The 25,787-nt window shown below is 62.1% G+C and carries 26 protein-coding genes and 1 pseudogene; 18 read left to right on the forward strand and 9 right to left on the reverse strand.

Annotated features, from left to right (window positions below; translation table 11 throughout):
* The first annotated feature begins 1 nt into the window (after position 1).
* From AC07PV_RS15820 to AC07PV_RS15880, 13 genes are all read left to right on the forward strand, one after another.
* Positions 2-340 carry a hypothetical protein gene (locus AC07PV_RS15820; RefSeq protein ID WP_494630725.1) on the forward strand — a complete coding sequence of 113 codons (339 nt, stop codon included), beginning with the start codon at positions 2-4 and terminating at the stop codon, positions 338-340.
* The gene (locus tag AC07PV_RS15825; protein WP_494630727.1) at positions 340-2,313 is read left to right on the forward strand and encodes a replication endonuclease; all 1,974 of its coding nucleotides are present in this window, start codon (positions 340-342) and stop codon (positions 2,311-2,313) included. Before AC07PV_RS15820 ends, AC07PV_RS15825 begins: the two co-directional genes overlap by 1 nt.
* Positions 2,314-2,334: 21 nt before the next feature.
* On the forward strand, positions 2,335-2,556 hold the full coding sequence (locus AC07PV_RS15830; protein ID WP_494630729.1) for a hypothetical protein: 222 nt from the start codon (positions 2,335-2,337) through the stop codon (positions 2,554-2,556).
* A complete protein-coding gene (locus tag AC07PV_RS15835; RefSeq protein WP_494630730.1) occupies positions 2,553-2,768 on the forward strand; it encodes a hypothetical protein in 216 nt (71 codons plus the stop codon). The genes AC07PV_RS15830 and AC07PV_RS15835 overlap by 4 nt, the downstream gene beginning before the upstream one ends.
* Complete coding sequence (locus AC07PV_RS15840) at positions 2,765-3,028, forward strand: hypothetical protein (protein ID WP_494630731.1); 264 nt, start codon at positions 2,765-2,767, stop codon at positions 3,026-3,028. The genes AC07PV_RS15835 and AC07PV_RS15840 overlap by 4 nt, the downstream gene beginning before the upstream one ends.
* A gap of 23 nt (positions 3,029-3,051) precedes the next feature.
* Positions 3,052-3,690: a nucleoside/nucleotide kinase family protein gene (locus tag AC07PV_RS15845; protein ID WP_494630732.1), complete on the forward strand. Its 639-nt coding sequence runs from the start codon at positions 3,052-3,054 to the stop codon at positions 3,688-3,690.
* Positions 3,687-4,610 (forward strand): DNA cytosine methyltransferase, encoded by a 924-nt coding sequence (locus AC07PV_RS15850; protein ID WP_494630734.1) that lies wholly within the window; start codon positions 3,687-3,689, stop codon positions 4,608-4,610. Before AC07PV_RS15845 ends, AC07PV_RS15850 begins: the two co-directional genes overlap by 4 nt.
* On the forward strand, positions 4,607-4,879 hold the full coding sequence (locus AC07PV_RS15855) for a hypothetical protein (protein ID WP_494630736.1): 273 nt from the start codon (positions 4,607-4,609) through the stop codon (positions 4,877-4,879). The genes AC07PV_RS15850 and AC07PV_RS15855 overlap by 4 nt, the downstream gene beginning before the upstream one ends.
* Complete coding sequence (locus tag AC07PV_RS15860) at positions 4,863-5,939, forward strand: tyrosine-type recombinase/integrase (protein ID WP_494630738.1); 1,077 nt, start codon at positions 4,863-4,865, stop codon at positions 5,937-5,939. Before AC07PV_RS15855 ends, AC07PV_RS15860 begins: the two co-directional genes overlap by 17 nt.
* A 198-nt stretch (positions 5,940-6,137) precedes the next feature.
* Positions 6,138-6,905, forward strand: a complete 768-nt coding sequence (locus tag AC07PV_RS15865) for a TIGR04255 family protein (protein ID WP_494630739.1) — start codon at positions 6,138-6,140, stop codon at positions 6,903-6,905.
* A gap of 182 nt (positions 6,906-7,087) precedes the next feature.
* Positions 7,088-7,648, forward strand: coding sequence for a hypothetical protein (locus AC07PV_RS15870; protein ID WP_494630740.1), 561 nt, complete (start codon positions 7,088-7,090; stop codon positions 7,646-7,648).
* Positions 7,649-7,852: 204 nt separating this feature from the next.
* Positions 7,853-8,635, forward strand: a complete 783-nt coding sequence (locus AC07PV_RS15875; RefSeq protein WP_494630742.1) for a TIR domain-containing protein — start codon at positions 7,853-7,855, stop codon at positions 8,633-8,635.
* Positions 8,636-8,719: 84 nt separating this feature from the next.
* Complete coding sequence (locus AC07PV_RS15880; RefSeq protein ID WP_494630744.1) at positions 8,720-9,226, forward strand: hypothetical protein; 507 nt, start codon at positions 8,720-8,722, stop codon at positions 9,224-9,226.
* A gap of 449 nt (positions 9,227-9,675) precedes the next feature.
* On the opposite strand, the pseudogene AC07PV_RS15885 reads toward AC07PV_RS15880, so the two are convergent.
* The 6 genes and pseudogenes from AC07PV_RS15885 to AC07PV_RS15910 form a co-directional block, all read right to left on the reverse strand.
* Positions 9,676-10,227 (reverse strand): annotated as a pseudogene (locus AC07PV_RS15885) (DDE-type integrase/transposase/recombinase); the annotation flags it as partial.
* A gap of 297 nt (positions 10,228-10,524) precedes the next feature.
* On the reverse strand, positions 10,525-11,217 hold the full coding sequence (locus AC07PV_RS15890; protein ID WP_494630745.1) for an SGNH/GDSL hydrolase family protein: 693 nt from the start codon (positions 11,215-11,217) through the stop codon (positions 10,525-10,527).
* A 474-nt stretch (positions 11,218-11,691) separates the two neighbouring features.
* Positions 11,692-12,447, reverse strand: a complete 756-nt coding sequence (locus AC07PV_RS15895) for a hypothetical protein (RefSeq protein ID WP_494595502.1) — start codon at positions 12,445-12,447, stop codon at positions 11,692-11,694.
* Between the two features lie 780 nt (positions 12,448-13,227).
* Positions 13,228-14,088 (reverse strand): glycosyltransferase family 2 protein, encoded by an 861-nt coding sequence (locus AC07PV_RS15900; protein ID WP_218295701.1) that lies wholly within the window; start codon positions 14,086-14,088, stop codon positions 13,228-13,230.
* The gene (locus AC07PV_RS15905; RefSeq protein WP_494601555.1) at positions 14,085-15,017 is read right to left on the reverse strand and encodes a Gfo/Idh/MocA family protein; all 933 of its coding nucleotides are present in this window, start codon (positions 15,015-15,017) and stop codon (positions 14,085-14,087) included. Before AC07PV_RS15905 ends, AC07PV_RS15900 begins: the two co-directional genes overlap by 4 nt.
* On the reverse strand, positions 15,011-15,568 hold the full coding sequence (locus AC07PV_RS15910; RefSeq protein WP_494630746.1) for a dTDP-4-dehydrorhamnose 3,5-epimerase family protein: 558 nt from the start codon (positions 15,566-15,568) through the stop codon (positions 15,011-15,013). The genes AC07PV_RS15905 and AC07PV_RS15910 overlap by 7 nt, the downstream gene beginning before the upstream one ends.
* 309 nt (positions 15,569-15,877) lie before the next feature.
* On the opposite strand from AC07PV_RS15910, the gene bcsZ reads away from it, so the two are divergent.
* From bcsZ to AC07PV_RS15925, 3 genes are all read left to right on the forward strand, one after another.
* The gene (gene bcsZ / locus AC07PV_RS15915; protein ID WP_494630748.1) at positions 15,878-17,047 is read left to right on the forward strand and encodes a cellulose synthase complex periplasmic endoglucanase BcsZ; all 1,170 of its coding nucleotides are present in this window, start codon (positions 15,878-15,880) and stop codon (positions 17,045-17,047) included.
* 68 nt (positions 17,048-17,115) lie between these two features.
* Positions 17,116-18,348 (forward strand): multidrug effflux MFS transporter, encoded by a 1,233-nt coding sequence (locus AC07PV_RS15920; protein WP_218295705.1) that lies wholly within the window; start codon positions 17,116-17,118, stop codon positions 18,346-18,348.
* A gap of 114 nt (positions 18,349-18,462) precedes the next feature.
* Positions 18,463-19,593, forward strand: a complete 1,131-nt coding sequence (locus AC07PV_RS15925; RefSeq protein WP_494630749.1) for an HD-GYP domain-containing protein — start codon at positions 18,463-18,465, stop codon at positions 19,591-19,593.
* 33 nt (positions 19,594-19,626) lie between these two features.
* On the opposite strand, the gene AC07PV_RS15930 is transcribed toward AC07PV_RS15925, so the two are convergent.
* The 3 genes from AC07PV_RS15930 to orn all read right to left on the reverse strand — a co-directional run bounded on the left by AC07PV_RS15930 (position 19,627) and on the right by orn (position 24,031).
* Entirely contained in the window at positions 19,627-21,054 is a 1,428-nt protein-coding gene (locus AC07PV_RS15930; RefSeq protein WP_494630794.1) for a sensor domain-containing diguanylate cyclase, read from the reverse strand.
* Positions 21,055-21,232: 178 nt separating this feature from the next.
* Positions 21,233-23,098 (reverse strand): DEAD/DEAH box helicase, encoded by a 1,866-nt coding sequence (locus AC07PV_RS15935; RefSeq protein ID WP_218295707.1) that lies wholly within the window; start codon positions 23,096-23,098, stop codon positions 21,233-21,235.
* A gap of 354 nt (positions 23,099-23,452) precedes the next feature.
* Complete coding sequence (gene orn, locus AC07PV_RS15940) at positions 23,453-24,031, reverse strand: oligoribonuclease (protein WP_494630750.1); 579 nt, start codon at positions 24,029-24,031, stop codon at positions 23,453-23,455.
* A gap of 78 nt (positions 24,032-24,109) precedes the next feature.
* Here orn and AC07PV_RS15945 point away from each other — a divergent pair, with 78 nt between their 5' ends.
* On the forward strand, positions 24,110-25,420 hold the full coding sequence (locus AC07PV_RS15945) for a M48 family metallopeptidase (protein WP_494630752.1): 1,311 nt from the start codon (positions 24,110-24,112) through the stop codon (positions 25,418-25,420).
* A complete protein-coding gene (locus tag AC07PV_RS15950; protein WP_369643080.1) occupies positions 25,417-25,752 on the forward strand; it encodes a 4a-hydroxytetrahydrobiopterin dehydratase in 336 nt (111 codons plus the stop codon). Before AC07PV_RS15945 ends, AC07PV_RS15950 begins: the two co-directional genes overlap by 4 nt.
* Positions 25,753-25,787: the final 35 nt, after the last annotated feature.

Below are 25,787 nucleotides of genomic sequence, written 5' to 3' on the forward strand. Positions count from 1 at the left end.
CATGTCCGAGGCGATGCACCCCGAGCCGCTGCATTCACCCGTTGCACAGCTGCACTACGCGCGGCTGTTCGGGGTGGGCAATGGCTCGCTGCGCGATGAGTTTGTGAAGACCGCCACAAAGATGCAGTGGTCGGATGCCGAGTCCCGCGAGTGGGCGCGGCTGGCGGAAACGCACCGCATGGCGTTGATGCTGCTGGCCGGTGTGGATGGCGACCTGGGCGCCCTGGCGCAACGCCACTGGCGCGAGCTGCCCGAGCCCGAGCGGGTGGCGCTGAAGGCTGAGGCCCGGTTTGCGCGGCGCGAGTTCTCGCGGCTGCATGCACTGACGGGGCGCTGGTAATGGCCCGGAAAAATCAATATCAGGATTGGCACGTTGTCGAGCGGTGGCAGGCCAATGCCCTTACCGCCAAGCTCACGGCCACCTTGCCCAGGCAATGGGCCGAGGGCGTGGCAGAGCTACGGCGCTCGCAGCCTGACACCCCGGCATGGCAGCGCAACAGTGCATGGCTGGAGCGCCTGCAGCAGTTCAAGGCCGAGCACGGCGACGCGCTGCACTGGAGCATGAGCGATGCCGACATTTGCGAACGCGCGCAGCTGGTGGCCGAGGGTGTAACCCGCCTCATGGATCTGTGGCACGAACCGGCCACACCGCCCGCGCCGGTGGCGCTGGACGATGACCGGCCCAGGACGCTGACGGACGACGAACACGCGGCATTGATTGCAGACCTGCGGCACAAGCCGCTGACCGAGGCCGAGCAGCTGGCGCTGGTGAAGGCGTCATGCCGCCAGCTGGATGTGGACCCGCCCGAGGCCGACACGCCCAAGGGTGTTATCGGCAAGGGCCAGGACGTTGCGTTCTGGCGTAAGCGCCTGCGCCAGAAGGTGGCGCGCGTGCGCGAGCTGGGCGCCATCAAGTTGGGCGTGGTGAGCCACCAGAAGGGCGGCTACTGCAGCAATGCGGCGGTAGAGAACCGCCAGCAGCAGTTGGCACGCGCGGCGGCCATGATGGAGCACACCCTGGTGCGCAATGAGGCCGGCCAGGTGTACCGCCTGGGCGAGCTGGCAAAGCTGGGGGTGTCCGACCGCGATGTGCGCCGGGGCGAGCTGATGGTGCGCATTCGCGGCTGCGAGGAATACGCCGACGCGGCGGGCCATGTGGGCTTGTTCTTCACGCAGACGCTCCCCAGCCGGTTCCACGCCATGCTGGCGCCGCCCAAGGGCACGCGCCTGGCATCGCGCAAAAACCCGAAATATGACGGCTCCAGCCCGCGCGAGGGGCAGGCATGGCTATGCAAGCGCTGGGCCGAGGCACGCACGGCGCTGGACAAGGCCGGTATCCGGTTCTATGGCTTCCGCGTGGCCGAGCCGCACCACGATGGGTGCCCGCACTGGCATTCGCTGTTCTGGTTCCAGTCCAAGGAAGAAGCGCGCCTCGCGTCGGTCATCATCCGCCAGCATTGGCTGAAGCCCGAGGACGATGAGTTCCCCGAGGTGAAGTGCAAGAAGACCCGCGCGCACCTGCAGACGCGCCAGCCGGGTGCCCGTAAGAACCGGGTGAACGTGAAGTGGCTTGATGCCGGCGGCGCCGCTGCCTACATCGCCAAATATGTGGCAAAGAACGTGGGCGGGTCGTATCAGATAAACCATCTGGACGGCCAGGGCGAGGGCCACGCGCAGGGCCAGCTGTTCGACGTGGACACGGGCGATGTGCCCGGCTATGTGCGCGTGGACGCCTGGGCCGCGACATGGGGCATTCGCCAGTTCCAGCCCATCGGCCAGCCCAGTGTGGTGGCCTGGCGCGAGATGCGCCGGGTAACGCACGATCAGGTGGAGCAGGCCCGCATCGAGGGTGACACCATCGCATGGCGCATCTATGGCGCCGTGCACCGGGTGGGGTCCATCAAGGCCGACTGGCGCCGGTTCATGGAGCTGATGGGCGGACCCTGCCGCAAGCGCGGCGAGTGGGCCATGTCGGTGGCGCACCGCGAAACCGAGACCACGAACCGCTACGGCGAGACCGTCGATAAGAAGGTGGCCGTGGGCCTGGCGCTGCAGTCGGGCCGGTGGCTGATCTCGCGCCGGCAGGCGTGGAGCCGGGTAGCCGATGGCCGCCAGGACCCCGAGGCCCGCGCCGCGAAGTCGGCGCCTTGGACTTGTTTCAATAACTGTAGAGCGCGCCTGACCGGCGAACTACGCCGGGCATTTTTAGGCCGGGGCCGTCACGAAAAAGAGGACTGGACCCCACAGCCCGAACCGCAGCAGCAGCCAGGCCGGCCCGCTGCCCACCCTTCCCCCGAGTTTTTTCAACCCTGAACCACTGCAGGAGGTATGACCGTGCCCGCAAAACTGACTATGCCCACGCTGGGCCTCACCAATCCGCGCTTCCGCTACCGCAATTCCAGCAGCACGGACATCACCGAGACGTTCAAGCGCGCCCGCCGTGCGATGAACAAGGCAAAGCGCGACACGGAAAGCGCACAGCAAGCGCTGGAGCTGGAGCCCGAGGCCTGCGCCGTGGTGGTGGCCATGCCTAAGCGCTTGCGAGGCGCTGCATGAACATGCAGGCCCTGGCCCAGCTGGTGCCACCGCTGCGCGGCTGCGCGCTGTGCGCCCACGGCATGGACCGTGAAGGGGTGCGCCACTGCTACGCCCCGGCCGTGCGCCAGGTATTCGGCGTGCAGCCAGTGGCCACCGCCCGCAGCTGTGGGGAGGCGTGCGGCCCCGGCGCCGCCCACATGCACATGGACGCATGGAGCGCCACGGCATGACAGCGCCCACCGCCGAAGCCCTGCGCGCGGCCCTGCGCTCTCTGGTCCACCTGCCTGCGTGCCGCGAGTGGCCCACCGACTACGACGCCGTGATGGCCGACCCGTGGCGCATGCGCCTGGTGCGGCTGCAGGCCACGTTCCTGACGCGCGTTGCCGCAGAGAAGGCGGCGGCCCGTTCGCCTCCCCCTGCCCCACCGATGGCCACGCCCCCGCCTCGCTTTGACCACAAGCGGGCAGCAGCTGGCGACACCGACGACTGATTCACCCGAACCCAAGGAAACCCATGAAAAACCCTCTCATCATTGCCCTGACAGGCCGCCCCGGTGTCGGAAAAGACACCATCGCCGATGTGTTGGCCCCCCAGCAGGGCTTCGCGCGTATCGCCTTTGCTGACGCGCTGCGCCGCGAGGTGTGCGAGGCCTGGCGCATCGACCTGCGCATGCTGACCGACCGCCAGACGAAGGAATGGCCCATCCCCGCGCTGGCCGTGGGCATGTGCAGCGACCCGGCGTTTATGCGCTGGATCGCCGATGGCGGCGACACCCTGACCGACCCGCGCAGCCCACGCTGGGTGCTGCAGCGCTGGGCCTCTTTCAAGCGCCGCTTCATCCCTGACTACTACGCACGCATCGTTGAGCGCTGGATAGGCCGGCAGATGGGCTGCGGCTGGAAACGCATCGTGGTGACGGATCTGCGCAACCCGGTGGAATGGGCAATGCTCGCCCGCCTGGGTGCGCGTGTGGTGCGCGTGCACCGGCCCCAGCTGGCGGCACTGACCGCAGACACGGCAATGCATGTCAGCGAGCAGCACCACCGCATCGCGGCGCATGCGGACATCCTCAATGATGGGTCGTTGCAGGCGCTGGCCGATGCGGCTATCGAGTGTGTGGAATTGCTCGAAGTGTTAGAGGTGGCTGCGTGAGGGCCGCGGATCTTTTCGCCGGTGCCGGCGGCTTCTCGACCGGCGCGCGCCAAGCCGGCGTGCGCGTGGTGTGGGCGGCGAACCACTGGCCGGCCGCCGTCGAGGTGCACGCCCGCAACCACCCAGACACCATCCACGCCTGCCAGGACTTGCAGCAGGCCGACTGGGCGCAGGTGCCGCGCCATGACGTGCTGCTCGCCTCGCCCTGCTGCCAGGGTCACAGCCCGGCCCGAGGAAAGGGGAACGGCAACCCGCAGCACGATGCAAGCCGCGCCACGGCTTGGGCCGTGGTCAGTGCGTTGGAGTTCCACCGCCCGCAGGCGGCGGTGATCGAGAACGTGAAAGAGTTCCTGCAGTGGTCCCTGTACCCCGCCTGGGCGCAGGCCCTGCAGGCGCTGGGCTATGCGCTGCAGCCCCACATTCTGGATGCTGCCGACCACGGTGTGCCCCAGCACCGCGTGCGGATGATCCTGATCGCCACGCGCAGCCGCTCGCCCCTGGTGCTGACCCTGCCACGGCGCGAACACGTGAGCGCTTCGCAGTTCATCGAATTCGACGCCGGGAAGTGGTCCCCTATCCGCAAGCCTGGGCGCAGCCCAGCCACCCTGCGCAGGATCATTCAGGGGCGCCGTGATTTGCAATGCGGGCGCTTCCTTGTGCCTTACTACGGCAGCGGGTCCGGCCTCACGGGCCGCAGCTTGGCCCGTCCCATCGGCACCATCACCACACTGGACCGCTGGGCCGTTGTGCGCGGGGCCCGCATGCGCATGTTGAGCAGTCAGGAAGCGCGCGCCGCCATGGGCTTCCCGTCCGACTACCTGCTGCCCGCGCGTCACAAGGATGCGCTGCACATGCTGGGCAACGCGGTGTGCCCGCCGGTGGCCTGCGATGTTCTGACCGCCCTGAAAGCTGCAGCATGATCCAGCCGCCCTACCTTACCGACAGCGAGGTGCTGTCGATGTGCGAGCCGCTCAAACAACCGGCGGCCCTGTGTCGCTATCTGGTGGGCCTTGGGCTCAAGGTGGTGACGAAACCGAATGGCCGTCCATTGCTGCTGCGCTCTGAACTGGATCGCGTGCTTGGCGCTGGCCGCTTCGGCCAATCGGCCGCATCTACACACGCAGCCCCAAACGCTGACGCTCTGCGCGCCCACTTGAAAACACGGAGGAACCATGGGCCGAAAGCGTAAAGATGGCGACCCCCTGGGCTTGGCCGGAACGCGGATCGCCTTCCGCCACGGCGCGTTCTACTACCGGCACCGTAGCGGACGATGGGAACGCGTGGGCACCGATGTGAAGGCCGCAAAGGAGCGCGCGGCGCTGTACAACGAGCCGGCCGGGGTTTTTGGAACCGTGGGATATTGGCTTGATCGGTTCATCGTGCACTGCGCAGAGCGCGTGAAAGCGAAAACCTTAAAGCCGCGCACCCTGAGCGACTACACAAAGAACCTGCCACCGCTGAAAGCCTACTTCGCATCCATGCTGCCGGAGCACATCCAAGCCCAGCACGTGCAAGGCTACATCGACCTGGGGGCCGAAGCGGGCCGTGCGGTCCGCGCCAATCGAGAGGTGGCTTGCCTGAGTTCCTGTCTCAGTTGGTTGATGCGGACGGGCCAGACGGCCCTGCAGGTCAACCCGTGCATGCAAGCCAGCGGCACAAAGAAGAACTCGGAATCGAAGCGCGAGCGCTATGTGACCCACGAGGAATACCGTGAGGTGTATGCAGCAGCCGGCGTGCAGGTTCAGATGCTGATGGAGTTGACCTACCGCACGCTGCAACGGCCCGAGAGCGACATTCTTAGCTGGACACCGGCCATCCTGAGTCGCGACCCACACAGTCAGCAGCGCGTGCTTGAGTTCGTGCAGAGTAAGACGGGCACGCGGGTAAAGATCGCCATGTCGGAGCGCCTGGAATTACTGGTGCTTCGGGCCATGGGGTCGAAGCCTGTACCTACCCAGCCGCTCGTTCATACCCGCACAGGAGACGAGTACACGTACAGCGGCATCATGTCGATGATGACTCGCGCAATCGCGAAGGTGAATAAGGTGCGGGAGGCCAAGGGTCTGTCTAAGATGCCTCCGTTCGGCTTTCGGGATCTCAAGGGTAAGGGAGCAACCGACATGTGGCTCACTGGTGTTCCTATTGAGCGGATCCAGCTGCTTTGCGGCCATGCTGACAAGTCCACCACAGAAAAGTACATCAAGGCGCGGTGGAGCGAAACCGCGCTGCCTAATGATGTCCCCATTTAATCCATAAACGCCAAGCATCTGCCTGCATGTCGGTATGTCCAATGCAGACCATGATGCCGTGCCTGTAGACACCAATCCTTTTTCCCCTCCCAGCGGCCCACGGCTCGCCACCACCGCCTTATGACGGTGCCATTAAGATATCGCCTAAACGCAGCTTAGCGAGCTGCTGATCATCAACGAGTCGGCCGAGGAGCAGAAATGTATGAAGAAGTTTGCTATGGAAAGTCCTTTCTTAAGCAGGTAGTGGTCAGAATCGACTTCGCTGCTCCGCTTGATAAGTTGGACAAGGGGCCGCCGACTCGGCTCGTCACGCCTATCGCTTTAAATTTTCCGATCATTGAACCGAAAGAGGTCGTCACGCAAGAAGTTGCTGTCCACAAAGATGGTATCGATCACAGACACGTTACCGAGCGCCATTGGAACTACTTCAGCAAGGATCGGGGAAGGCGGCTCACGCTGTCGTCAACGGCCGCATTTATTCAGTACACCAAGTACACAACTTACGAGGAAATGAAGGACCACTTTGGCGGGTTGGTTGACGCTTTACGGGCGGTATTTCCGGGCACAATAGTTGCCCGATTTGGACTGCGCTACATCAACCAAATCGATGAGCCAATTGGTGATGCAACTCGATGGAATGATTTGATCAACGATGATCTTGTAGCGGCTCGGTCCTTCTTCGAGAGAGACGAACAGTTGATACGCCACGTGTCCATTAGCGAGCTGAAGTATGGTCAAGTTGGCATCCGCTTTCAGTACGGCATGCCTAACCCAGACCACCCGGCGCCCATCAAGCGCCCTCTGTTTGTGATCGATATCGACGCTAGCGTCGCTGAGGCGCACGAACTGAACCAGACCACAGCCTTCATGGATGAGGCTCACGCACGAATCCAAGCGCTTTTCGAACGAAGCATAAAAAAGAAATTGCGGGAGAAAATGGATGTCCAGCAACCCGTTCAGCAGTGACTATGCTGAGGCACCATTGACACAGGCTGCCGTCGCATTGCCGGCAGCCGAGACTGTCGATACATCAACGGCAGCCGCTGTGCAAGCCGTTAGCTTGGATATAACGACCGGATTCCAGCTGACGCCGATTCCAATGGTGAACGGGAAACCAAGACGCGTAGTCATCAAAGGAAAGGTGACTCGTGACTAACGTCGTGGTTCAAAAGCGCAGACTGCCGAGAATTTCTCAAGGCGACATATTCCGCGATGTGGAGTGCATCGAGTACGCAGTGGAAAAACGTGGCATTGTCGAGGTCAGCAAGATTATTTTCCCGCTCGTCGTGGTGCTCACTCAGGACTGTGACCTTGAACAGGACTTCAATGGGAGAGGAGGCGACAAACAGGGCAACAGGCTGCTTTCCGTTCTTGTTGTACCGCTTTACAACGCTGAGCACGTATTCACAGGCGAGCACTTGAGTGAACTCGATATCAAGGGAACAAATATCAACCGTAAGAAAACGGAAGGCAAAACCTTGATGCAAAACGAGCGTCCAAGATACCACTACATGGACTTCCCCGTCGATATACCAGCTGTAGCGTCCATCGCCGATTTCAAGCACTACTTTTCGGTTCAAACCACATATCTGGAAAGCATTAGGAAGAAGCACTTCGTCTGCCGGTTAACAGACCTGTTCCGAGAGGACCTTTCTCAGCGCTTCGCTGCTTACCTTGGTCGAATCGGGTTGCCTTCTATCGCTGCATAGGGGGCGAGATCATGCACGCAGTTCAGGCTTGCACCTGCCCCAGGTTAGCGGAAAATTTATACCTGTGCTTTTGAACACCGCACTGACGGCAAGCCCGAGCTGCAAGCCGATTCCAAGGGGAATCAGTGTTCAGAATATCCGGCACTGTCCAATTTATTCCGCAGGTTTTGCGGGGTACATCACGTTAGGCCTAGGAGTACCACTGTGACACCCGAACAAGTCATCGGCGAGTTGGAACGCTACGAGGCCGAGTTGGCTCGCATTCACGCATCGTTCAAGCACACCCGAGAGGGCATATACATTGGCGAGGGCGACGACCCACTATATCGGCAGTACGCCCGAGAGCTCATTGATCTCTACAACGACGCACTTGGAAGGAACTCCTACACTGCCCAGATCGCACACGAATATCAGGACGGCCTCGGCTATCTTGGCATGCCATCGTTGAAGGGGGTCGAAAACGTTCTGGGTGTGGTGCGCGCGTCTTTAACTCGGTTGCGCAGAAATCCGAACCTGCTCACCCGAACCAAGACGCAAGAATCACTTCGGAAGAAGGAGAACGTATTCCTCATTCATGGCCGCGACGAAGCGAAGTGGAGAGAACTCAAGGACATTGTTCAATCGGAATTCCGCCTCAATCCAATTGTCCTTATGCAACAACCGGACGCGGGGGCCAAAACTGTCATCGAGAAGTTCGAGCACTACGCCGAGACTTGCGCCTACGCCATTGCAGTCTTCACGCCCGACGACGAAGTCACTGCCGGAGCCGAAACATACCTTCAGGCGCGCCCTAACGTGATCTACGAACTGGGATGGTTTTGCGGCAGATTGGGCCGTGGCAACGTAATGCTGCTGCTCAAGGAAGGAACCTCAATGTTCTCTGACTTCGGCGGCATCATCCAGAAGCGCTTTGTGAGCAACGTCTCTGAGAAGATCATCGACATTCGCAAAGACCTTGAGGCCGCCGGTGTACTTCCTCAAGCCTAGGCTCAACCGTCGTGTCGAGGGGACGTTCAAGATCTGGCTTCGCCAGCTGTCGGCCGCTTCTCATGTCAAACGTTAGGGCGCACCTTGAGGCCACAGGTCATCATCATCGGTACTGGTCATCGCCTCCAGGCTGGGCACAAGGAACACTCAGCCGATGCGCAACTGGCATTCCAGCGGCTGGTGGAAGCAACTGCTAAGAAGCACCGCGTCAAGTTCATCGCTGAGGAAATGGCGGATGGGATGCTCGGCTACTACGGAGTGACCGAAACCATTGCAAAGCGCGTGGCGAGCCGCAAGGGTCTCGGGCACGCTTACATCGACCTCACTGCGGAACAGCGCCAAAGCTTGAATACCGATCATCTGTCCTTGCACAAGATCCGTACAGATGCGAAGCTGACGGAGCCGCAGTTTGCGGCGCTCGAAAGGCTCGTTGGCGAGCTAAGAGAATGCGCTTGGGTGGTGAGAATCCTTGCGGAGAACGTCTGGCCAACCCTTTTCATCTGCGGGGCTACCCATGCCACGCGAATGGCGGACCTCTTCGACAGAGTGGGGAAGCTGGCATTACTGGAGGAGCACGACTATGCGCCCTAACATTTCGATCAACACGGACGCCTTGCGGCGTCCGGCCGCTTCGCGCCCTCCTTTCGCAAGTCGCCGATTACGTTTGCGTTGAGCGTCCGCTTTCACCCGCCCCCCTGGCCGCTCTTGACCGAGAACGGTCGGCGGCCAGAGCTGCAACCTCACATATACAGTACTCTACCGGCAGATTGCCAAAGATAAATCACCGCCTCAAGATTGAAAAGTATGTGACACTCTTGAGCCAGAAAGCTAGGAACGGCGCGGCATAGCGGCCTGAATACCCGGGGGCCTCTTAATCCGTAGGTCGAGTGTTCGAGTCACTCAGGACCCACCAAACTAAAAAAGCCGCTACAGCTATCAAGTTGTAGCGGCTTTTTTCATTCATTCCCAACACGGGAGCCGGGTAGATCAACGGATTCCATCATCCACTTTGTGGCTTGAGGCGGTCGACCCGGAGCCATGGCTTTGCCATTGGTCTGTGGCCGGCAAGGCCGCGTGAAGCCGTGCTTGATACCCAGGTCGACGCATGCCGCTCGGAAGTCACGCGAGCAGAACGCCAACCCTGTGTCCGTCAGCAGGCGCTTCACGGTGATGCCCAATCGGACGTAGCAGGTCACCGCATTGCGCAGAAACGGTACCGCATGTACCTGCTTTTCGTGCGGGTGAATGGCGGTGAACACCAGCTTCGCGTGACCATCAATGGCCACGAACAGCGCCTCTCAGCCTGCACCGTCAATAGCGTCTTTTCGATTGCCGGTGACGCGGTGGCTGGGCCGCACCATGCACCCGAGCTCCTTGGTGTCGAAATGCAGCAAGTCACCAGGAGCTTTGCGCCCATCGGCCAAGGCGACTTCGCCACCGGCCCGGTAGTGACCGAGCCACTTCCTGGCTGTTGGTGCAGTCAGGCCATACATGGTGGCCGCTCACACGGCACCCCAGCCTCCCTGCGCCATCTGCTTGAGCATCTCGATTCGGCGGGCAAAGGTAAGTCGGGCGTGCCTATGGAGGCTCATCCGGTTGGACATCCTGAGTCGATTGGGTATTTGGCGACTTCCCAATACAAGGCCAACTCGAGCCCACCCCAGCCATCGCGGCTCCGCGCACTGTACTTCAAGGATGCAGCGCCGCTGTGGCAGCGAGTACGGCAACAGGCACCACCGCGTTAAATCCAACCTCCGATCTTCCCAACGAGATAAGCCCACCCCCGATGTCATCGTGCCGCGAGTACCGTTTTAGCCAAACGCACTGGCCAGAGTGCTATCGCACTCCGTGCTCGGCCCCCTTCGCCGTCTGCACTATGTACGGCATTCTTAGTAAGGCAACATGCAAATATAGGCCGCCACATACCGAAGATTTTCAGCAATGCCATTACTACTTGCCTGATCAAGGTGAACTGTGTCTGTCCACCCAAGAGGATTCGTGTCAAAGCTTGCATAGTGAACATTCTTTTCAACAGCAACCTCACGAACCGCCTGCTGAATCGCCACTACCGTGTCATATTGACTTTGAGTGAAATACTGAAGAACTTGCGGATATTGCAAGTCAGTAATTCCAGAAATGACCGGAATTCTATTGATCGACCTGACATAGTCAATCATTTGACGATAATCCTGTTTCACCCCTTGCACCGTAGGCGTACCGAAAGGGCCAGCCTCATACTCTTTTCTGAGATCATTTATGCCCGTTTGAATTACAACGATTAAGCTATGCGGGACACCATAAAATCCGCCGTTTCGAGCCAACTGAAATGTACTCTGCCCATTTATAGCATTATTTGGATTCACCGTATAACCATAATTTCTAAGCCAGGTCGCAGGCGTTGTATATAGAGTCCCTCCAGAATCATACCCAAATCCATGCAAGATGCTATCCCCATTGAACTCAATAGAGCACTGAGCAGGACTGCCAACTTGTTGGCGTTCATAAGAAAAAGCACTACCTGAGCTCAAAAGTGCAGCAATAGCAAAGTTAACCGCAAAAAATGCACCAGACATTCTCTTCATATTCAATCCTCTCGATAATAAAATAGCAATCCCTATAGACCGAGTGTGATCGTAGTGAAAAAAATGCACTATCCTGGATTTTTTACAATCTCTTTCTTTTTACTTCCAATAGCACTCCATCCACGATGAGAGCCAAGGCATTTTTCTAACCACCCCATCCATCCACAACGACCAGGTCAATCTCACCGTCGCAATTCAACTGACGCAACATGTCCTGACCCGCACACAGCGCCACCTCTCGCCTCCCTGCATGGCGCGATTGAGCACATTACCCAGGATGCAGCATTCGATGTTGACGCCTGTTGCAAAACTCTGGTCGCTCATACGTCTCGCATGGACCGCCGCAACACGCCATCCACCAACAGAAGACGACCAGCTGCACCAACAACCTGAACAAAGAGGCCCGAGCAGTGCGAGCCTTTCCAAGGATTTCAGGAGCGAATAGGATCAGATAGCCGTACGAATAAAGGCCACCTAGAAATAGTCATAACCAAACCATGTGATGTTGGCGCCTGATCCGGGCGCCCGCGCAAAAGTCCCGGAGGCGGAAGAGCTCAGAGGCAGGAAAGCAGATTTTTGAAGCCCAATTTGGGCTCGCTGCACGACCTTAACCGAGGTTGAACTTTCGTGGATCAACTCCGCATAAAGATTCAACCAGTCTCCGGTGGTTGGCGCAAGAGATATTTTCACCCAGTAATGATCACCAGGCACGAAACTCCAATCAGCGGGGAGTGGCTCAACATACGCGCCGCCAGCCGAATAAGTACTTCCAACACATACACTTATTGGCGCCGTATTCACCGCCTGCCCACACAAATTAGCAGCATTCCACACATACGCGCTGCCGTTCGTGGCAGTCGTTGGATTAAACCATAACTCCAGATTAAGTCCGTTCGCGGCGACAAATGCTCCTGCTCCATAGGTCCATAAGGGGCTCTTAAAACCGATAGGTGCAGAGTTCATATACGCGGGATTCGCGCCTTGCACATAAGCCACAATTGCATGATCGCTCATTGGGCTAGTGGGCGATCCCCATGTGAAGCGACTTTGAAGTTTTATAGGTGCCGCTCCAGGAGTTGGAATTGGCTTTGTGAATCCACTTGGATAGAAAAAATCGAACCCCGCCGTCCCCCCGGTTGCGGAAAGGATCCCGTTGTCAGAAGCAGCGGATGCTCCCACAACAGCCCCGGACAGAGCAAATGCCGTGACCAATGCTTTCTTAGACCACATTGAAAACTCCTATATTGAAAAAGAATATCGATACACTCAACTGTCGGCCAAATCCCAGACCTGCTTGCATACATGTCCGGGGCGCCCAGCATATATCAATCAAAACCCTGATGCCTATCAACGGTTTAAAAGGCTGAGTGCAGTCCATCGGCTACGCGCGGCTTGCTCTTGGCTGAGATGGCTCTGGCGAACGGAACGGAACCGTGGCGCCCAACGAAGAGCCATCCGTGGATGGGTTTCTCGCATCTCCACGGGCTCGCCAAGATTTGGGCTCGCAAATAATGGCCTTTGGGGCTCGACTTTGGGCACCGGGGAACGATAGTCCGGCACATGCAGCGCCCCCTCTTGAATTCGAGTGCGCCGGGGTCGTACTTTGGATGGGGGCGAGGGCCCGCCATGGGCTACTGACCTCTCACCGGAGATCGAGGCTTGCCTCAAGAAGCCGTCATTGTCGCGCTCGAATCACCGGACCATCTCGAACAGCACCGCTCTAGCGCTCATCTCAGATTGGGACTTGGGCTGCAATCCGACACCGTGCAAGGCATTGATACGAAGCCCCTTGAAGTTCCACAGATTCCATGAGCACGGCGACCGAGGCTTGCAGTAGCCTATCCACCATCGCATTTATTACCCGGCAGTGCTGCAAGCTCTTTGTCGATTGACCGGAAACTGCATCCAGTCGAGCCGGCGCGTGGGGCGAGAGATACGGTGGAATGTCGAATTTAAATAGCTTCCTGGCTGACCATGCCATGTTAGAAAACCAACAACTTTCCGTCGGTACTACTTCATTCGCCGCGCAAGCGCGCGCAAAGGTGCCGTGATCCGCCAGGACAGGCTGGCCCTGAGTGATTCGATTTCTGCTCGTAGCTTGGGTTGTGCGTAGCAATAGAAATTTACCGGAAACAACACCTTTTTCAGCAACATCAACCGTTGCTCGGCAGTTTGCATGCGTTTCCACCATTCTTCCAATTCGGCCACTCTTTCAGCATTGGACAGCGTTTTGCGCGTGACCGATGAGAAATGAAGGACGGTCGGCCACTTCACCGACGAGTATCGCCCCCCCACTTGTTCAAGCACCTGCAACCAAAAGTGAATATCTGTGTGGATGCCAAGGGGTGCCGGGCTCCACCCCAACGGCAGAGCGCGGTAGGCCCGAAGCGTGTGCGCGCCCGACGCCAAGCCAAAGCCACCAGCCGATTTCCGCATGCGGTCGATTTGGAGATCATCCTCGAAAGCATCAAAAGGCCATGTCGCGGTCTCGCCTGCCGGCGATACGTCGATCTGCATGGTGTGGACCAGGTCATGGTCTTCAAGTGCCGCCGCCAGGATGTCAAGATGGTCTGGAAGCCACAGGTCGTCATCGGATTGGTAGGCGACAAAACGGCCTCGCGCCTCCTGCAAGGCCCGGTGCCTGTGCGCTTCGCCGTGCCGCGCCCCCTTGGGGTTGTCAAAGTAGCGAATCCGGGGATCGCGCTCCGCCAAGGACTGGGCAATCGAGCGGGTGCGCTCAGGCGCACCGTCGCCCACAATGAACACTTCAAAGCTCTGGCAGGTCTGCCACTGCACACTGGCAACCGAATGCCACAGCGTGTCCGCGTGGTCGTGGGTTGGAATCACGACCGTGAAAAGCGGGTCGCTCATTCGGGCAGTCCTGCCAGCGCCCGCAGCGACGCGATGCGCTCCACCACCATCAAGCCCTCCGCCGCGCTGCTCTTGGGGGGGGGACCACGATGGCAAAGATAGTCCAGGAACGCCGTCAGTTCCCGCAAAAGGGGCATGGCGGTGTCCACGGAACGCAGCTCGGTGCCGGGCACGGGTCCGTCGGAGAGGCAACTCGAAGTGCGCTGCACGGCGACATGGGCGTCGTAGGCGTCGCTGAGCGATGCAATGCCGTCACGACAGCGCAGTTCGATGGTCCGCCGGTGGGAAGGAGAGCGCACGCCGATTTCAAACTGCATCCACGGTTGACTGCGATCCTTCAGACCCAGCACGCCCGAGAGCGCGACCAGGCCCTCTGCGCTGGTTTCCGCCCAGGCCGCGGCGGGTTCGGGCAAGTCGCCCAGGATTTCGATGGCGATACTGAGATCATGTGGAAGCAGAATCCAGTCCGCGCTCACATCTGCATGGGGATTGCCCCATCCGAGGCGGGTGGTCTTCAGTCCCAGCACCGGGCCCAGTTCTCCGGACCGCGCCAGCGCGGCCAGTGCGAGTACGCCCCCGTGATAGCGCCACTTGTCCATGATGAAGATCCGGTCACCCGCCAGCTGGGCGATGGCCTTTGCCTCCGCAGCGCTGGACGTGAACGGTTTTTCGCAGAACACCGGCTTGCCGGAGGGCACCAGTTGGCGAAGGAAGGCGGCGTGCTGGGCGGTGGGCACGGCCACCACATACCCGTCGACCTCAGGGAGATCTTCCAGGGAGGATGCCACCACGTCGGCATTGCCTTCGCATGCACGGGCCCGGCTGGCCTCTCCCACCGCCAGCACCGCCACGTAGGCCCCCAGTTGCTTGAGATCACGCAGAATCAATCGCCCCCAGCGGCCACACCCCAGAAGTCCTATCCTCACCATGATTTGTCCTTGCTGCCGCGCAGCTCCTCCAGTAATCCGTCGAGGGACGTTGCGGCCTGATCCCTTGGGGACAGTACCGGGGCACTGACCGGCCAGTCCAGCCCCAGGCCAGGGTCATCCCAGCGGCAGCCAAGCTCATCCGTCACGGGATCCCAGTAGTGGGTGACGCTGTACAGCATGTCCGCAGCTTCCGGAAAGTAAAAGCCGTGCGCGACCCCCGTAGGAATGCTGACCATGGTGGGTTCGGCACCGGTCAACTCGATCACCGTGCTCTGCCGGAAATGGTCGGTGCCCTCGCGCAGGTCGATCAGGCCCAGCAGCATGGTGCCCGTCAGCACCAGCAAATGGTCGGTGTGCCGCACGTGCACATGAACCCCCCGCAAGACGTTGGGCCGGGATTTGACATGGTTCCATTGCAACGGCAGGCTGCCCGGGTGCCACTCGTTGCGGAAGACTTCCGTCAGCGTTCCGCGCTCGTCTTTTCTGGGATGCAGTCGCCTGACCTGGACTCCCAGGATGTCTTCAACCCGGCCCAATAGATGTTGTTCCATTTTGATCCACGACTTTGAGCGAATTGGCCACGAAAAGGCCTTGTGGCTATATTTCTGGGGTCAGGGCACTCTGCATTTTGTAGCACTTCAGGCCTTGCACCCAAAGGGCACGGCACCTGCATGCAAACAATGCCGCCAGAACCCGCCCGGGATTTCCTTGGCTAGTATAGGCAACCCTTGCGCCCGCCACGCTGTCCAGGCCCGTGGCAGCCCGTGCTTTCCCCGGGTGCCTCCAATGCGCTGCATTGACAGGACGGCGGAAAGAAGAAGGCGCTCCACCACAGTATGCGAAACGAAAACTCTCCCGACATGACTGCTGCATTGCTCTTACGGCGGACGGCCCTGCTCACGGGGCTGGGTTTCCTCGCACCCACGGCGTTCCTGGGCGCCAACGGACAGGCACGTCCCTCTGCGGGCCTGGCCAGCGGCGGCCAGTGGCCCGCATGGGACCGCTTCAAGGCGCAATTCGTCAGCGACGAAGGCCGTGTGATCTCCGACGATGGCGAAGGCGGACGGACCTACTCCGAAGGCCAGGCATACGGGCTTTTCTTTGCCCTGGTGGCCAATGACCGCAAGGGGTTCGATGTCCTCCTGCGCTGGACTGAAAACAACCTGAGCGGCGGCGACCTCGGCGCCCGCTTGCCCGCGTGGCTATGGGGCCGCCGGGCTGACGGTACCTGGGGCATCCTCGACAGCAACGCCGCATCGGACGCGGACCTCTGGATTGCCTATGCCTTGGGTGAGGCGGCCCGCTTGTGGCAAGTGCCGCGCTACCACGCACTGGGAGCCCGGCTGGCCGCACGCATCATTGCCGAAGAAACCGCCGACCTGCCAGGCCTGGGCCTGTGCCTGCTGCCTGCGCCACGGGGCTTTGTGGAAGCCGGCGACCGATGGAAGCTCAACCCCAGCTACCTGCCTTTGCAGGCAATGCAACGGCTCGGCGCGCTGTACCCGCAGACCGCCTGGAAGCAGTTGGTACAAAGCTCCGAGAAGGTCATCGTGGGCGCATCCCCTCAAGGCTATGCCCCGGACTGGGCCATTTACGACGCGCGGCAGGGCTTTCTCATCGACGAAAAGGGCAAGGAAAAAGGCCAGGGCACCTACAACGCGATCCGCGTTTACCTGTGGGCCGGCATGCTGCACCCGGCCGCCAGCGGCCGCAAGGCGCTGCTGTCGGCACTGGCCCCCATGGCCCGCTACGTGCGGGAACAGGGGCACCCCCCCGAATCCATCGATGTACGGAGTGGACAAGCCTCCGGGGCAGGCCCGTCGGGCTTCTCTGCCGCGATGCTGCCCTTCCTGCAGGCGCAAGGAGACAGCGCCGCGCTGCAAGCGCAACGCAACCGCCTGGCAGCAAGCCCCGTGCGCACCACGGCCTACTATGAGCAGACCCTCTCACTCTTCGGGCTGGGGTGGATGGAGGGCTGGTACCGGTTTTCGCCCGGGGGCCAGCTCCTGCCCAGGCGGCCCAGGCCCTGACGATCCCGCGGCAGCTCCACCGCCCGCCATCCCACGACGCCCCTTCCACCGCCCTTCGAAATTCATCCATGAACCCTAACGCCCACACGCTCTGGCGCGCTCCCCAATGGGCCCTGGCCGTCCTCCTCGCCGTGCTGGGCATGCTGGGGCCTTTCTCCATCGACACCTACATCCCCGCGTTCACCGGCATTGCGCAGGCGCTGGGCGCCACCCCCGTGGAGATGCAGCAGACCCTGTCGGCCTATCTCTTCGGTTTTGCGTTCATGAACCTCTTCCATGGCGCACTGGCGGACAGCTTTGGCCGGCGCCCCGTGGTGCTGTGCGGCATCGCGATGTTCACGCTGGCCTCCGCGGGCTGCGCGCTGTCGCAAAGCATCGGCCAGCTCATTGCATTCAGGGCGCTGCAAGGGCTATCGACGGGCGCCGGCATCGTGGTGTCGCGCGCGGTCATCCGCGACATGTTCCCCCCGGCACGCGCGCAGCAGGTGATGAGCCAGGTGACGATCTACTTTGGCGTGGCCCCGGCCATCGCCCCCATCGTGGGCGGCTGGCTGTTCGTGCACACGGGCTGGCACAGCATCTTCTGGTTCCTGACGCTGGTCGGCGTGGTCCTGTGGATCGCCAACTTCCGCCTGCTGCCCGAAACCCTGCAGCCCGAGCTGCGCCAGCCCTTCAACGTGCCCCACCTGATGCGCGGCTACTGGCAGCTGGGGTCCAGCCCACGCTTCGTGCTGCTGGCGCTGGCCAGCGGCGTGCCCTTCAACGGCATGTTCCTGTATGTGCTGGCGGCGCCGGCCTTCCTGGGCGAGCACCTGGCGCTGGCGCCCACGCAGTTCTTCTGGTTCTTCGTCCTCACCATCTCCGGCATCATGGGCGGCGCCTGGCTCAGCGGCCGCCTGGCCGGCAAGATCGCGCCGAAGCGGCAGATACGCCATGGCTTCGTGATCATGTTCACCGTGGCCATCCTCAACCTGGGGGCCAATCTGCTGTTCCCGGTGCATGCGGCGTGGGCACTCGCGCCGATCGCGGTCTTCGCGTTTGGCTGGGCCCTGATGGTGCCCGTGGTCACCTTGCTGGTGCTGGACCTTCACCCCGAGCGCCGCGGCATGGCCTCGTCCATGCAGGCGTTTGTAGGCTCCACCGCCAATGGCCTGGTGGCAGGGGTCGTGGTGCCGCTGGTGATGCACTCCACCGTCTTGCTGGCACTGGCCTCGCTGTTGATGATGTGCGTGGGCATGGCCGCATGGATCTATCTGCACCATCGCTGGCCCGATATTGGACGGACTGCCACGCCAGGCTGACCCGCCCGTTTGTGGAACCCCACGCATGCTGCAACAATGGGGCGAAATTTCATTCTCGACAGAACCCGTGTGCTCGCGCAGCGGACGAGGAGGCTCAGGCACTGGAGGACGACCATGCAGCTGCTGAAACTGGTTGAATCCAAGGTACGGGTGGGCGTGCCGCTGTCTTGGAATGTGCGCAACCAGGATTGCACCCTGCTGCTCGCCCGTGGGCACGTGATCCGCAACGACAGCCAGCTGGAAGCACTGCTCGAGCGCGGCATGTTTGTCGATATCGAAGAATTCAAGGCGGTGCAGGCGCTGGCGGCCCCTGCGGCAAAACCACCGGAAAGCATCTATACCCGCTGGGCGCTGGCCATTGACGCACTGGAATCGGCGCTGCCGCACCTGGGTGAAACCTCCGACAGCCTGGATGCGATCCAAGCGCTGGCGGACGAGATACTGGAGCTTGCCGACGCGGACCCCGACATCGGCCTGTTCATGGCCGTGCGGCAGGACCATGCAAAGCATCTGCGCTACGGATACAGCCATGCGGTCTACACAGCGCTGCTGGGCATATTGATGGCGCGGCAGCTCGGCTGGGCCGCCGTGCGCATCCGGCAGATCGCACTGGCGGCGCTGACGATGAACGCCAGCATCGCCGAGCTGCAGGGCCAGATGGCCGCGCAGGACTATCCGGCCCTGGACCGGCAACGCACCCAGATCCGCGCACACCCTGCCCTGAGTGCCGCGCTGCTGGAGAAAGCCGGCGTTACCGACGCCGAATGGATCGCCGCGGTGATGCAACACCACGAGCAGCCGGATGGCAGCGGCTATCCACACGGCATCTCATCGGTGAGCGACGCTGCGCAGGTATTGCGCATGGCGGACCTGTTCATGGCACGCATCAGCCCCCGGCAGCTGCGCCAGCCGCTCTCCATCCAGGATGCCGCCCGGCTGATGTTCAGGGATGACAAGGGGGGACCCTTCTCCACGGCGACCATCAAGGTGCTGGGCATCTATCCACCTGGCGACTTCGTGAAACTCGCATCCGGAGAAATGGGGGTCGTGATGCGGCGGGGGGCCGAAGCACGCACCCCGCTTGTGGCCGCCGTGACGGACTCACAAGGCAAGAGCGTGACCAGCACCCTGCAGCGCGACACGTCACAGGCCGCCTACGCCATCACGGGCCCGGCCACGGATCGCAGCCTGCTGGCCAGAGTGCCTCCCGAGCGGCTGTACGGCTACGCGGTGCACACGGGCTGAATCCAGCCAGGGGCGGGCGTTTGCGCGGTGCGGCTAGCTGGCGTGCCGCCTGTCCAGGCCATTGTCCTGGTAGTAGCGGTTCTTTTCGGCATACATGGCCTGGTCGGCGCGGTTGATCGTCGCCTCCACCTGATCGCCGGATCGACACGACGCGACCCCCATGGCCAGGCTGATCGGCTGCCCCGGATAGAACTGGTTGTTCAGGTCCAGCATCGAGAGGATGCGGTCCTGCAACGCAAAGGCACTGCGCTCATCCATGCCCGGCAGCAACACGGTGAACTCGTCGCCGCCAATGCGCGCGGCGCATGCCGGCGGATCCACCGCCTTGGCCAGCACTTCACCCACCCTTCGCAGCATCGAATCGCCCGCGGCATGGCCTTGCTCATCGTTCACGGCCTTGAGCCCGTTCAGATCGATCGCAATGATGGACAAGGGCCAGGGCCCCTTGCGCGTCACCCGGTTGAGCTCCTCGGCATAGAAGGCCCGGTTGCGAAGCTGGGTCAGCACGTCATGTTTGCCCAGGTACTCCAGGTAAGCCTCGGCCTTCTTGCGCGCGGTGATGTCCACCAGCGAGAGCAGCACCAGCCCCCAGTCCGCCAAATGGTCCGCCAGCACCGAGAACTGCATGTGGATGTGCACCGCGTCGCCCGACAGGGCGTAGTTGACGACTTCGCGCTGCTGAAAGGTCTTGCCCTCCCACAGATCCAGCAACTGGTCGGCGAAAGACTCGTGCATTTCCCCCCGGAACACCCGGCCGATGTTGTTGAGCAGCATCTCCTTGCTGGATGCTCCGAACATGCGCAAGGTCTGCTGGTTGACATCCACCACCCGGATCTCCTGCATGCAGCGCGTGACGAACTCGGGATGCACCGTGATGAAGGTCTTGAAGTCGTCGATGCCTTGCGCGCGCACGCCATCGAGCAGGTTCTTCACGGCGCTGAAATCCTCCACCCACAGCGAGACGGGCGAATGCTCGAACAGATCCCGGGCATATTGTTCGCTGCGCCGCAGCTGGCGCGCGCCCCGCATCTGGGCCGTGATGTCTTCCAGCGAGAGCAGGACGCGGCTCCAGTCGTCCTCATACCCTGGCAGGATGCGCGCGCGGATCTGCACATCGAGCCGCCGGCCGTCGAGCGCGTAGTTCACGGTCTGGTTCGAAAACTCCAGCTGCCCCGACCAAAGCGCCGCCAGCTCATGGGAGACCGCATCGTGCATGTCATCCCTGAAGACCTTGTCCAGATTCGCCTCGAGCACCTGCTGGCTCGGGGCAGCGAACAGCTCCAGCGTGCGGCGGTTCACCTTCAGAACCTGGAGCGCGGCACTGCATTGCCGCACCCGTGCCGGGTCTCGCGCGAGGTGGGCACGGATATCCGTGACTCCGGTGGCGCGCCAGCCGTCCAGAATCTGCTTGAGTGCGCTGTAGTCCTCCAGCCAGAGGGACACAGGGGCCAGCTCGAACATGTGCTCAAAGTCCGCACCCGACGATAACGAAGACGACACTGCAGATTCCTCCCGGAAGGATTATTGTCGAGCCGCTCTCGATATTCTCGCGCCCGGCAGGTGGCGGCAACAAAAAAAGGCTGGCACCTTGCGGTGCCAGCCTTTCACGGCTCGCGTCGAAACGACGGGGGCGGCCGAATCAGCGCGCGGGGCGCGCAGGGCGCTTGCGCGCATCATGGGCCACGAAGGGCTTGCCGCCGCCACCGCCTGCGGGCTTGGCGAAGCCGGGCTTGCGGGGTGCGAAGTCGCCACGGGGCGCGCCAGCGTCGCCTCGGGGGGCAAAACCACCCCGGCCTGCATCACCGAAACCGGGCTTGCGGCCATAGCCGTCACCGTCGCGGCGGGGAGCGAAGCCCCGGTCATCACGGGCACCAAAACCACCACCCTCGCCGCCACGGGCAGGGGCTGCACGCTGGCTGTCGCGGCCGGCGAATCCGCCGCCAAAGCCACCACCAAATCCGCCGCGGTCGTTGTTGCCACGTGCGGGGCCGCCGAACTTGCGGTCACGGCTGTCGCGGTCGTAACCGCCACCGGGGCGGCCACGGCCACCAAAGTCACCACCGCGCGGTGCCTGGGGAGCACGTTGCGAAGGCTCCATGCCGGGAATCACATCGGCCTTGAACTGCTGGCGGCTGTACGACTCAATGTCGTAGATCTTGCGGCGGTCGCGGAACTCGGCAAACGTGATGGCCAGGCCATCGCGGCCCGCACGGCCGGTGCGGCCGATGCGGTGGGTGTAGTCCTCGGCCTTCATGGGCAGGCCGAAGTTGAACACGTGGGTGATCGTGGGCACGTCGATGCCGCGCGCAGCCACATCGGTGGCCACCAGGATCTGCACCTGGCCGGCACGCAACGCCATCAAGCGGCGGTTGCGCAGGCCCTGGCTCAGCGCGCCGTGCAGCGCCACGGCCGAGAAGCCTTCCTGCTGCAGGTCGTTGGCCAAACCATCGCACTCCACCTGGGTGCTGGCGAAAACGATGGCCTGATTGATCGTGGTGTCGCGCAGCCAGTGGTCCAGCAGCTTGCGCTTGTGCTGGGCGTTGTCGGCCCAGTACAGCATCTGCTTGATGTTGGCGTGCTTCTCTTGCGGAGAATCGATGGTCACCTTCTGCACCGACGAACCGCCGTCGTGCATCACGCGCATCGCCAGTTGCTGGATGCGCGGCGCGAACGTGGCGCTGAACATCATGGTCTGCTTGCGCTGGGCGGTCAGCTGGTTCAGTTCGGCCAGGTCGTCCGAGAAGCCCAGGTCCAGCATGCGGTCGGCTTCGTCGACGACCAGGAACTGCACCTTGTCGAGCTTGATCTGCATCGAGCGCTGCAGGTCCAGCAGGCGGCCGGGGGTGGCGACCACGAGGTCGGCGTTCTGCAGCTTGGCGATCTGCAACTGGTAGGGCATGCCGCCCACCACGTTGGCCACGCGCAGGCCACGGCAGTGCTTGACCAGGTCGATGGCGTCGTGCGCCACCTGCTGGGCCAGTTCACGCGTGGGGCACAGGATCAGGGCGCCCGGGGTGGCGGCCTTGAAGTTGCGCGAGCTGGTGGGGTCCTTGCGCTTGGCACGCTTGGGAGCGGGTTCGCCACGCGCAGCGGCTTCGGCCACGGCGCGCTCGAAAGCGGCGCGTTCCTCGGCTTCGGCGGCGGCTTGCTGGTTGATCAGCGTGTGCAGCACGGGCAGCAGGAAGGCGGCGGTCTTGCCGGAGCCGGTCTGGCTCGAGACCATCAGGTCGATGAACTTGGTGGAGTCGTTGCCACCGCCCATGGCCAGGGGAATGGCCTTGAGCTGCACGCTGGTGGGCTGGGTGTAGCCCAGGTCAGCCACGGCTTGCACCAGTTCGGGCGCCAGGCCCAGTTCGACGAAGCCATTGGGTTCGGCGGTGACGGCGGCATCGCCTTCAGCGGCGGCCACCACGGCGTCCAGAGGGGAAGGCTGCACGGAAAGGTCGGCAGCAAAGGAAGTTTCTGCAGGCGCGAATTCGCCCTGCACCAAAGAGGTGTCGGTCATGATTTTTCTCTCACGAAGACGATCGCAGGCGCAGCCTGCGAGTGGCTTCGTCAATGGTTAAAAAACATCAACCATCAAACGAAACCTGCATTGCTCTGGGCGGATGCTGGTGGGCGTTGTTCGCTAGTCCTGCACTGCACGAAGCAGTCGGCTGGCAAGCCCGGTGTGTGAGGGGAGATGCACAATCTGCGAGGAACCGTTTCCTGCGCAGCCGCTGATTATGACATGAATAGGGGTTTCCCCGCAAGCCCCTTCACCTTGCAGCACGCTTCATGCCTCAGCGCGACCACGGTCTCGAAGGGATCGCAAGCCGGTCTCGCACAGGTGCAGCCCGGCCCGGCCGCGCGCAACGGATCACACCGACAGCAGATGCCTGCGGTAGTGCGCCAGCTCGTCGATGGACTCATGCACGTCGGCCAGGGCCGTGTGCTTCTGGGCCTTCTTGAAGCTCGTGTAGGCCTCGGGTTTCCAGCGCTTGGCCAGCTCCTTGAGGGTGCTCACGTCCACATTGCGGTAGTGAAAGAACCGCTCCAGCTTGGGCATGTAGCGCACCAGAAAGCGCCGGTCCTGCCCGATGCTGTTGCCGCACATGGGTGCCGTGCCCTTGGGAACATACTGGCTCAGGAAGGCAATGATCTGCTGCTCGGCCTCCGCTTCGGTCACGGTGGAGGCCTTGACCTTGTCGATCAGGCCGCTGCGGCCATGGGTGCCCTTGTTCCAGGCATCCATCTTGTTGAGGAGTTCGTCAGGCTGGTGGATCGCAAACACCGGGCCTTCGATGCGTGGCTCCAGGCTGGGGCCGGTCACGATGACGGCGATTTCGAGCAGACGGTCGGTATCGGGCTCCAGGCCGGTCATTTCGCAGTCGAGCCAGACGAGGTTCTGGTCGGACTTGGCAAGCGCCTGGGGGGTGGGATGGTGGGCTTCTGGCATGGCGCGCATTGTCGCCGATGGCCCGCAGCCCTTGAACCACAGTCCCAGGGGCTTCCCCATTAAACTCCCCCCACCACCATGCCCACCTCCTCCGACGCCCTCTCTCCTTCCTCGGTGCTGACGTTCGCCTTCGCGGCGGCACTCCTGCTGGGCTTGGCCCTCAAGCTCTGGCTGGTCACGCGCCAGATGCGGCACGTGGCCAGCCACCGTGGCGCGGTGCCGGCGCCGTTTGCCGAGCGCATTGCGCTGGCAGCCCACCAGAAGGCCGCCGACTACACCATCGCCAAGGGGCGCCTGGGCCTGCTGGAGATGGCGCTGGGCGCCGCCGTGCTGCTGGGGTGGACGCTGCTGGGCGGCCTGGATGCCCTGAATCAGCTCCTGCTGGACGCACTCGGAGGCGGCATGTGGCAGCAGTTGGTGCTGCTGACGGCGTTTGCGGCGATCAGCGGGCTGATCGACCTGCCCCTGTCGCTGTACCAGACCTTCGTGGTGGAGGAGCGCTTCGGTTTCAACAAGTTGACCTGGCGCCTGTGGCTTGCGGATGCCGCCAAGGGCTTGCTGGTCGGTGCGGCCATCGGCCTTCCGATCGCCGCGCTGATCCTGTGGATCATGGGCGCTGCCGGCCCGCTGTGGTGGCTGTGGGCCTGGTGCTTCTGGATGGGGTTCAACCTGCTGCTGATGGTGGTCTACCCCACCTTCATCGCACCGCTGTTCAACAAATTCCAGCCACTCGAGGACGAATCCCTCAAGACCCGCGTGACGGCCCTCATGCAGCGCTGCGGCTTCTCGGCCAAGGGGCTGTTCGTGATGGACGGCAGCCGCCGCAGCGCCCACGCCAACGCCTACTTCACGGGCTTTGGCGCCGCCAAGCGCGTGGTGTTCTACGACACGCTGCTGCGCCAGCTGTCGCCGGGCGAGGTGGAGGCGGTGCTGGCCCATGAGCTCGGGCACTTCCGGCATCGCCACATCATCCAGCGCATCGTGACCATGTTCGCGCTGAGCCTGGCCGGATTCGCGTTGCTCGGCTGGCTCTCCACCCAGGTATGGTTCTATACAGGCCTGGGAGTGCGCCCCAACATCTCCTTCGACCCGGCAATGGCCGCCGCGCCGAACGATGCGCTGGCGTTGCTGCTGTTCATGCTGGCGGTGCCGGTGTTCACATTCTTCATCTCGCCCGTGTTCTCCCGGCAATCGCGCCGCCACGAGTTCCAGGCCGATGCCTATGCCGTTGCCCAGGCCAGTGGCGCCGACCTCTCGTCGGCCCTGCTCAAGCTCTACGAAGACAATGCCTCCACGCTCACCCCCGACCCGGTGTACGTGAAGTTCTACTACTCGCACCCACCCGCCACCGAGCGGCTGGCGCGCATGCACACCCCCGCCCACCCATGACGACTATGCTGAAGAAAAAAGACTGGTCCACGCAGACCCGCCGTGCGCTGAAAGCTACTGAAGTTGTAGCAAATCTGGCCAAACTCGAAGGCTGGAGCCTGACCGGAGATGGCGCCGACGTGGCCATCGAGAAGACCTACCGGTTCGCGAACTACTACGAAACCATCTCGTTCGTGAATGCACTGGCCTTCATCGCCAACGCGCAGGACCACCACCCCGACCTGTCGGTGCACTACAACCGCTGCGTGGTGCGGCTGAACACGCACGACGTGCACGGCATCTCGTCCACCGATTTCGAATGCGCGACCCAGTTCGATGCCCTGGTGGCGTGACCCCATGACGCCGCGCACCACCACCAACACAACAT

This window comes from Acidovorax sp. GW821-FHT09A11, assembly GCF_059418365.1.

What these genes read in the sequence shown, in the direction of transcription:
- AC07PV_RS15900 (WP_218295701.1), bottom strand. Translation starts at nt 14,088, where the DNA reads ATGAGCGACCCGCTTTTCACGGTCGTGATTCCAACCCACGACCACGCG.
- AC07PV_RS15905 (WP_494601555.1), bottom strand. Translation starts at nt 15,017, where the DNA reads ATGGTGAGGATAGGACTTCTGGGGTGTGGCCGCTGGGGGCGATTGATT.
- AC07PV_RS15895 (WP_494595502.1), bottom strand. Translation starts at nt 12,447, where the DNA reads ATGTGGTCTAAGAAAGCATTGGTCACGGCATTTGCTCTGTCCGGGGCT.
- AC07PV_RS15945 (WP_494630752.1), top strand. Translation starts at nt 24,110, where the DNA reads ATGCCCACCTCCTCCGACGCCCTCTCTCCTTCCTCGGTGCTGACGTTC.
- AC07PV_RS15950 (WP_369643080.1), top strand. Translation starts at nt 25,417, where the DNA reads ATGACGACTATGCTGAAGAAAAAAGACTGGTCCACGCAGACCCGCCGT.
- AC07PV_RS15820 (WP_494630725.1), top strand. Translation starts at nt 2, where the DNA reads ATGTCCGAGGCGATGCACCCCGAGCCGCTGCATTCACCCGTTGCACAG.
- AC07PV_RS15860 (WP_494630738.1), top strand. Translation starts at nt 4,863, where the DNA reads ATGGGCCGAAAGCGTAAAGATGGCGACCCCCTGGGCTTGGCCGGAACG.
- AC07PV_RS15890 (WP_494630745.1), bottom strand. Translation starts at nt 11,217, where the DNA reads ATGAAGAGAATGTCTGGTGCATTTTTTGCGGTTAACTTTGCTATTGCT.
- AC07PV_RS15865 (WP_494630739.1), top strand. Translation starts at nt 6,138, where the DNA reads ATGTATGAAGAAGTTTGCTATGGAAAGTCCTTTCTTAAGCAGGTAGTG.
- AC07PV_RS15840 (WP_494630731.1), top strand. Translation starts at nt 2,765, where the DNA reads ATGACAGCGCCCACCGCCGAAGCCCTGCGCGCGGCCCTGCGCTCTCTG.
- AC07PV_RS15910 (WP_494630746.1), bottom strand. Translation starts at nt 15,568, where the DNA reads ATGGAACAACATCTATTGGGCCGGGTTGAAGACATCCTGGGAGTCCAG.
- AC07PV_RS15925 (WP_494630749.1), top strand. Translation starts at nt 18,463, where the DNA reads ATGCAGCTGCTGAAACTGGTTGAATCCAAGGTACGGGTGGGCGTGCCG.
- AC07PV_RS15855 (WP_494630736.1), top strand. Translation starts at nt 4,607, where the DNA reads ATGATCCAGCCGCCCTACCTTACCGACAGCGAGGTGCTGTCGATGTGC.
- AC07PV_RS15825 (WP_494630727.1), top strand. Translation starts at nt 340, where the DNA reads ATGGCCCGGAAAAATCAATATCAGGATTGGCACGTTGTCGAGCGGTGG.
- AC07PV_RS15920 (WP_218295705.1), top strand. Translation starts at nt 17,116, where the DNA reads ATGAACCCTAACGCCCACACGCTCTGGCGCGCTCCCCAATGGGCCCTG.
- AC07PV_RS15845 (WP_494630732.1), top strand. Translation starts at nt 3,052, where the DNA reads ATGAAAAACCCTCTCATCATTGCCCTGACAGGCCGCCCCGGTGTCGGA.
- AC07PV_RS15935 (WP_218295707.1), bottom strand. Translation starts at nt 23,098, where the DNA reads ATGACCGACACCTCTTTGGTGCAGGGCGAATTCGCGCCTGCAGAAACT.
- bcsZ (WP_494630748.1), top strand. Translation starts at nt 15,878, where the DNA reads ATGACTGCTGCATTGCTCTTACGGCGGACGGCCCTGCTCACGGGGCTG.
- orn (WP_494630750.1), bottom strand. Translation starts at nt 24,031, where the DNA reads ATGCCAGAAGCCCACCATCCCACCCCCCAGGCGCTTGCCAAGTCCGAC.
- AC07PV_RS15835 (WP_494630730.1), top strand. Translation starts at nt 2,553, where the DNA reads ATGAACATGCAGGCCCTGGCCCAGCTGGTGCCACCGCTGCGCGGCTGC.
- AC07PV_RS15930 (WP_494630794.1), bottom strand. Translation starts at nt 21,054, where the DNA reads ATGTTCGAGCTGGCCCCTGTGTCCCTCTGGCTGGAGGACTACAGCGCA.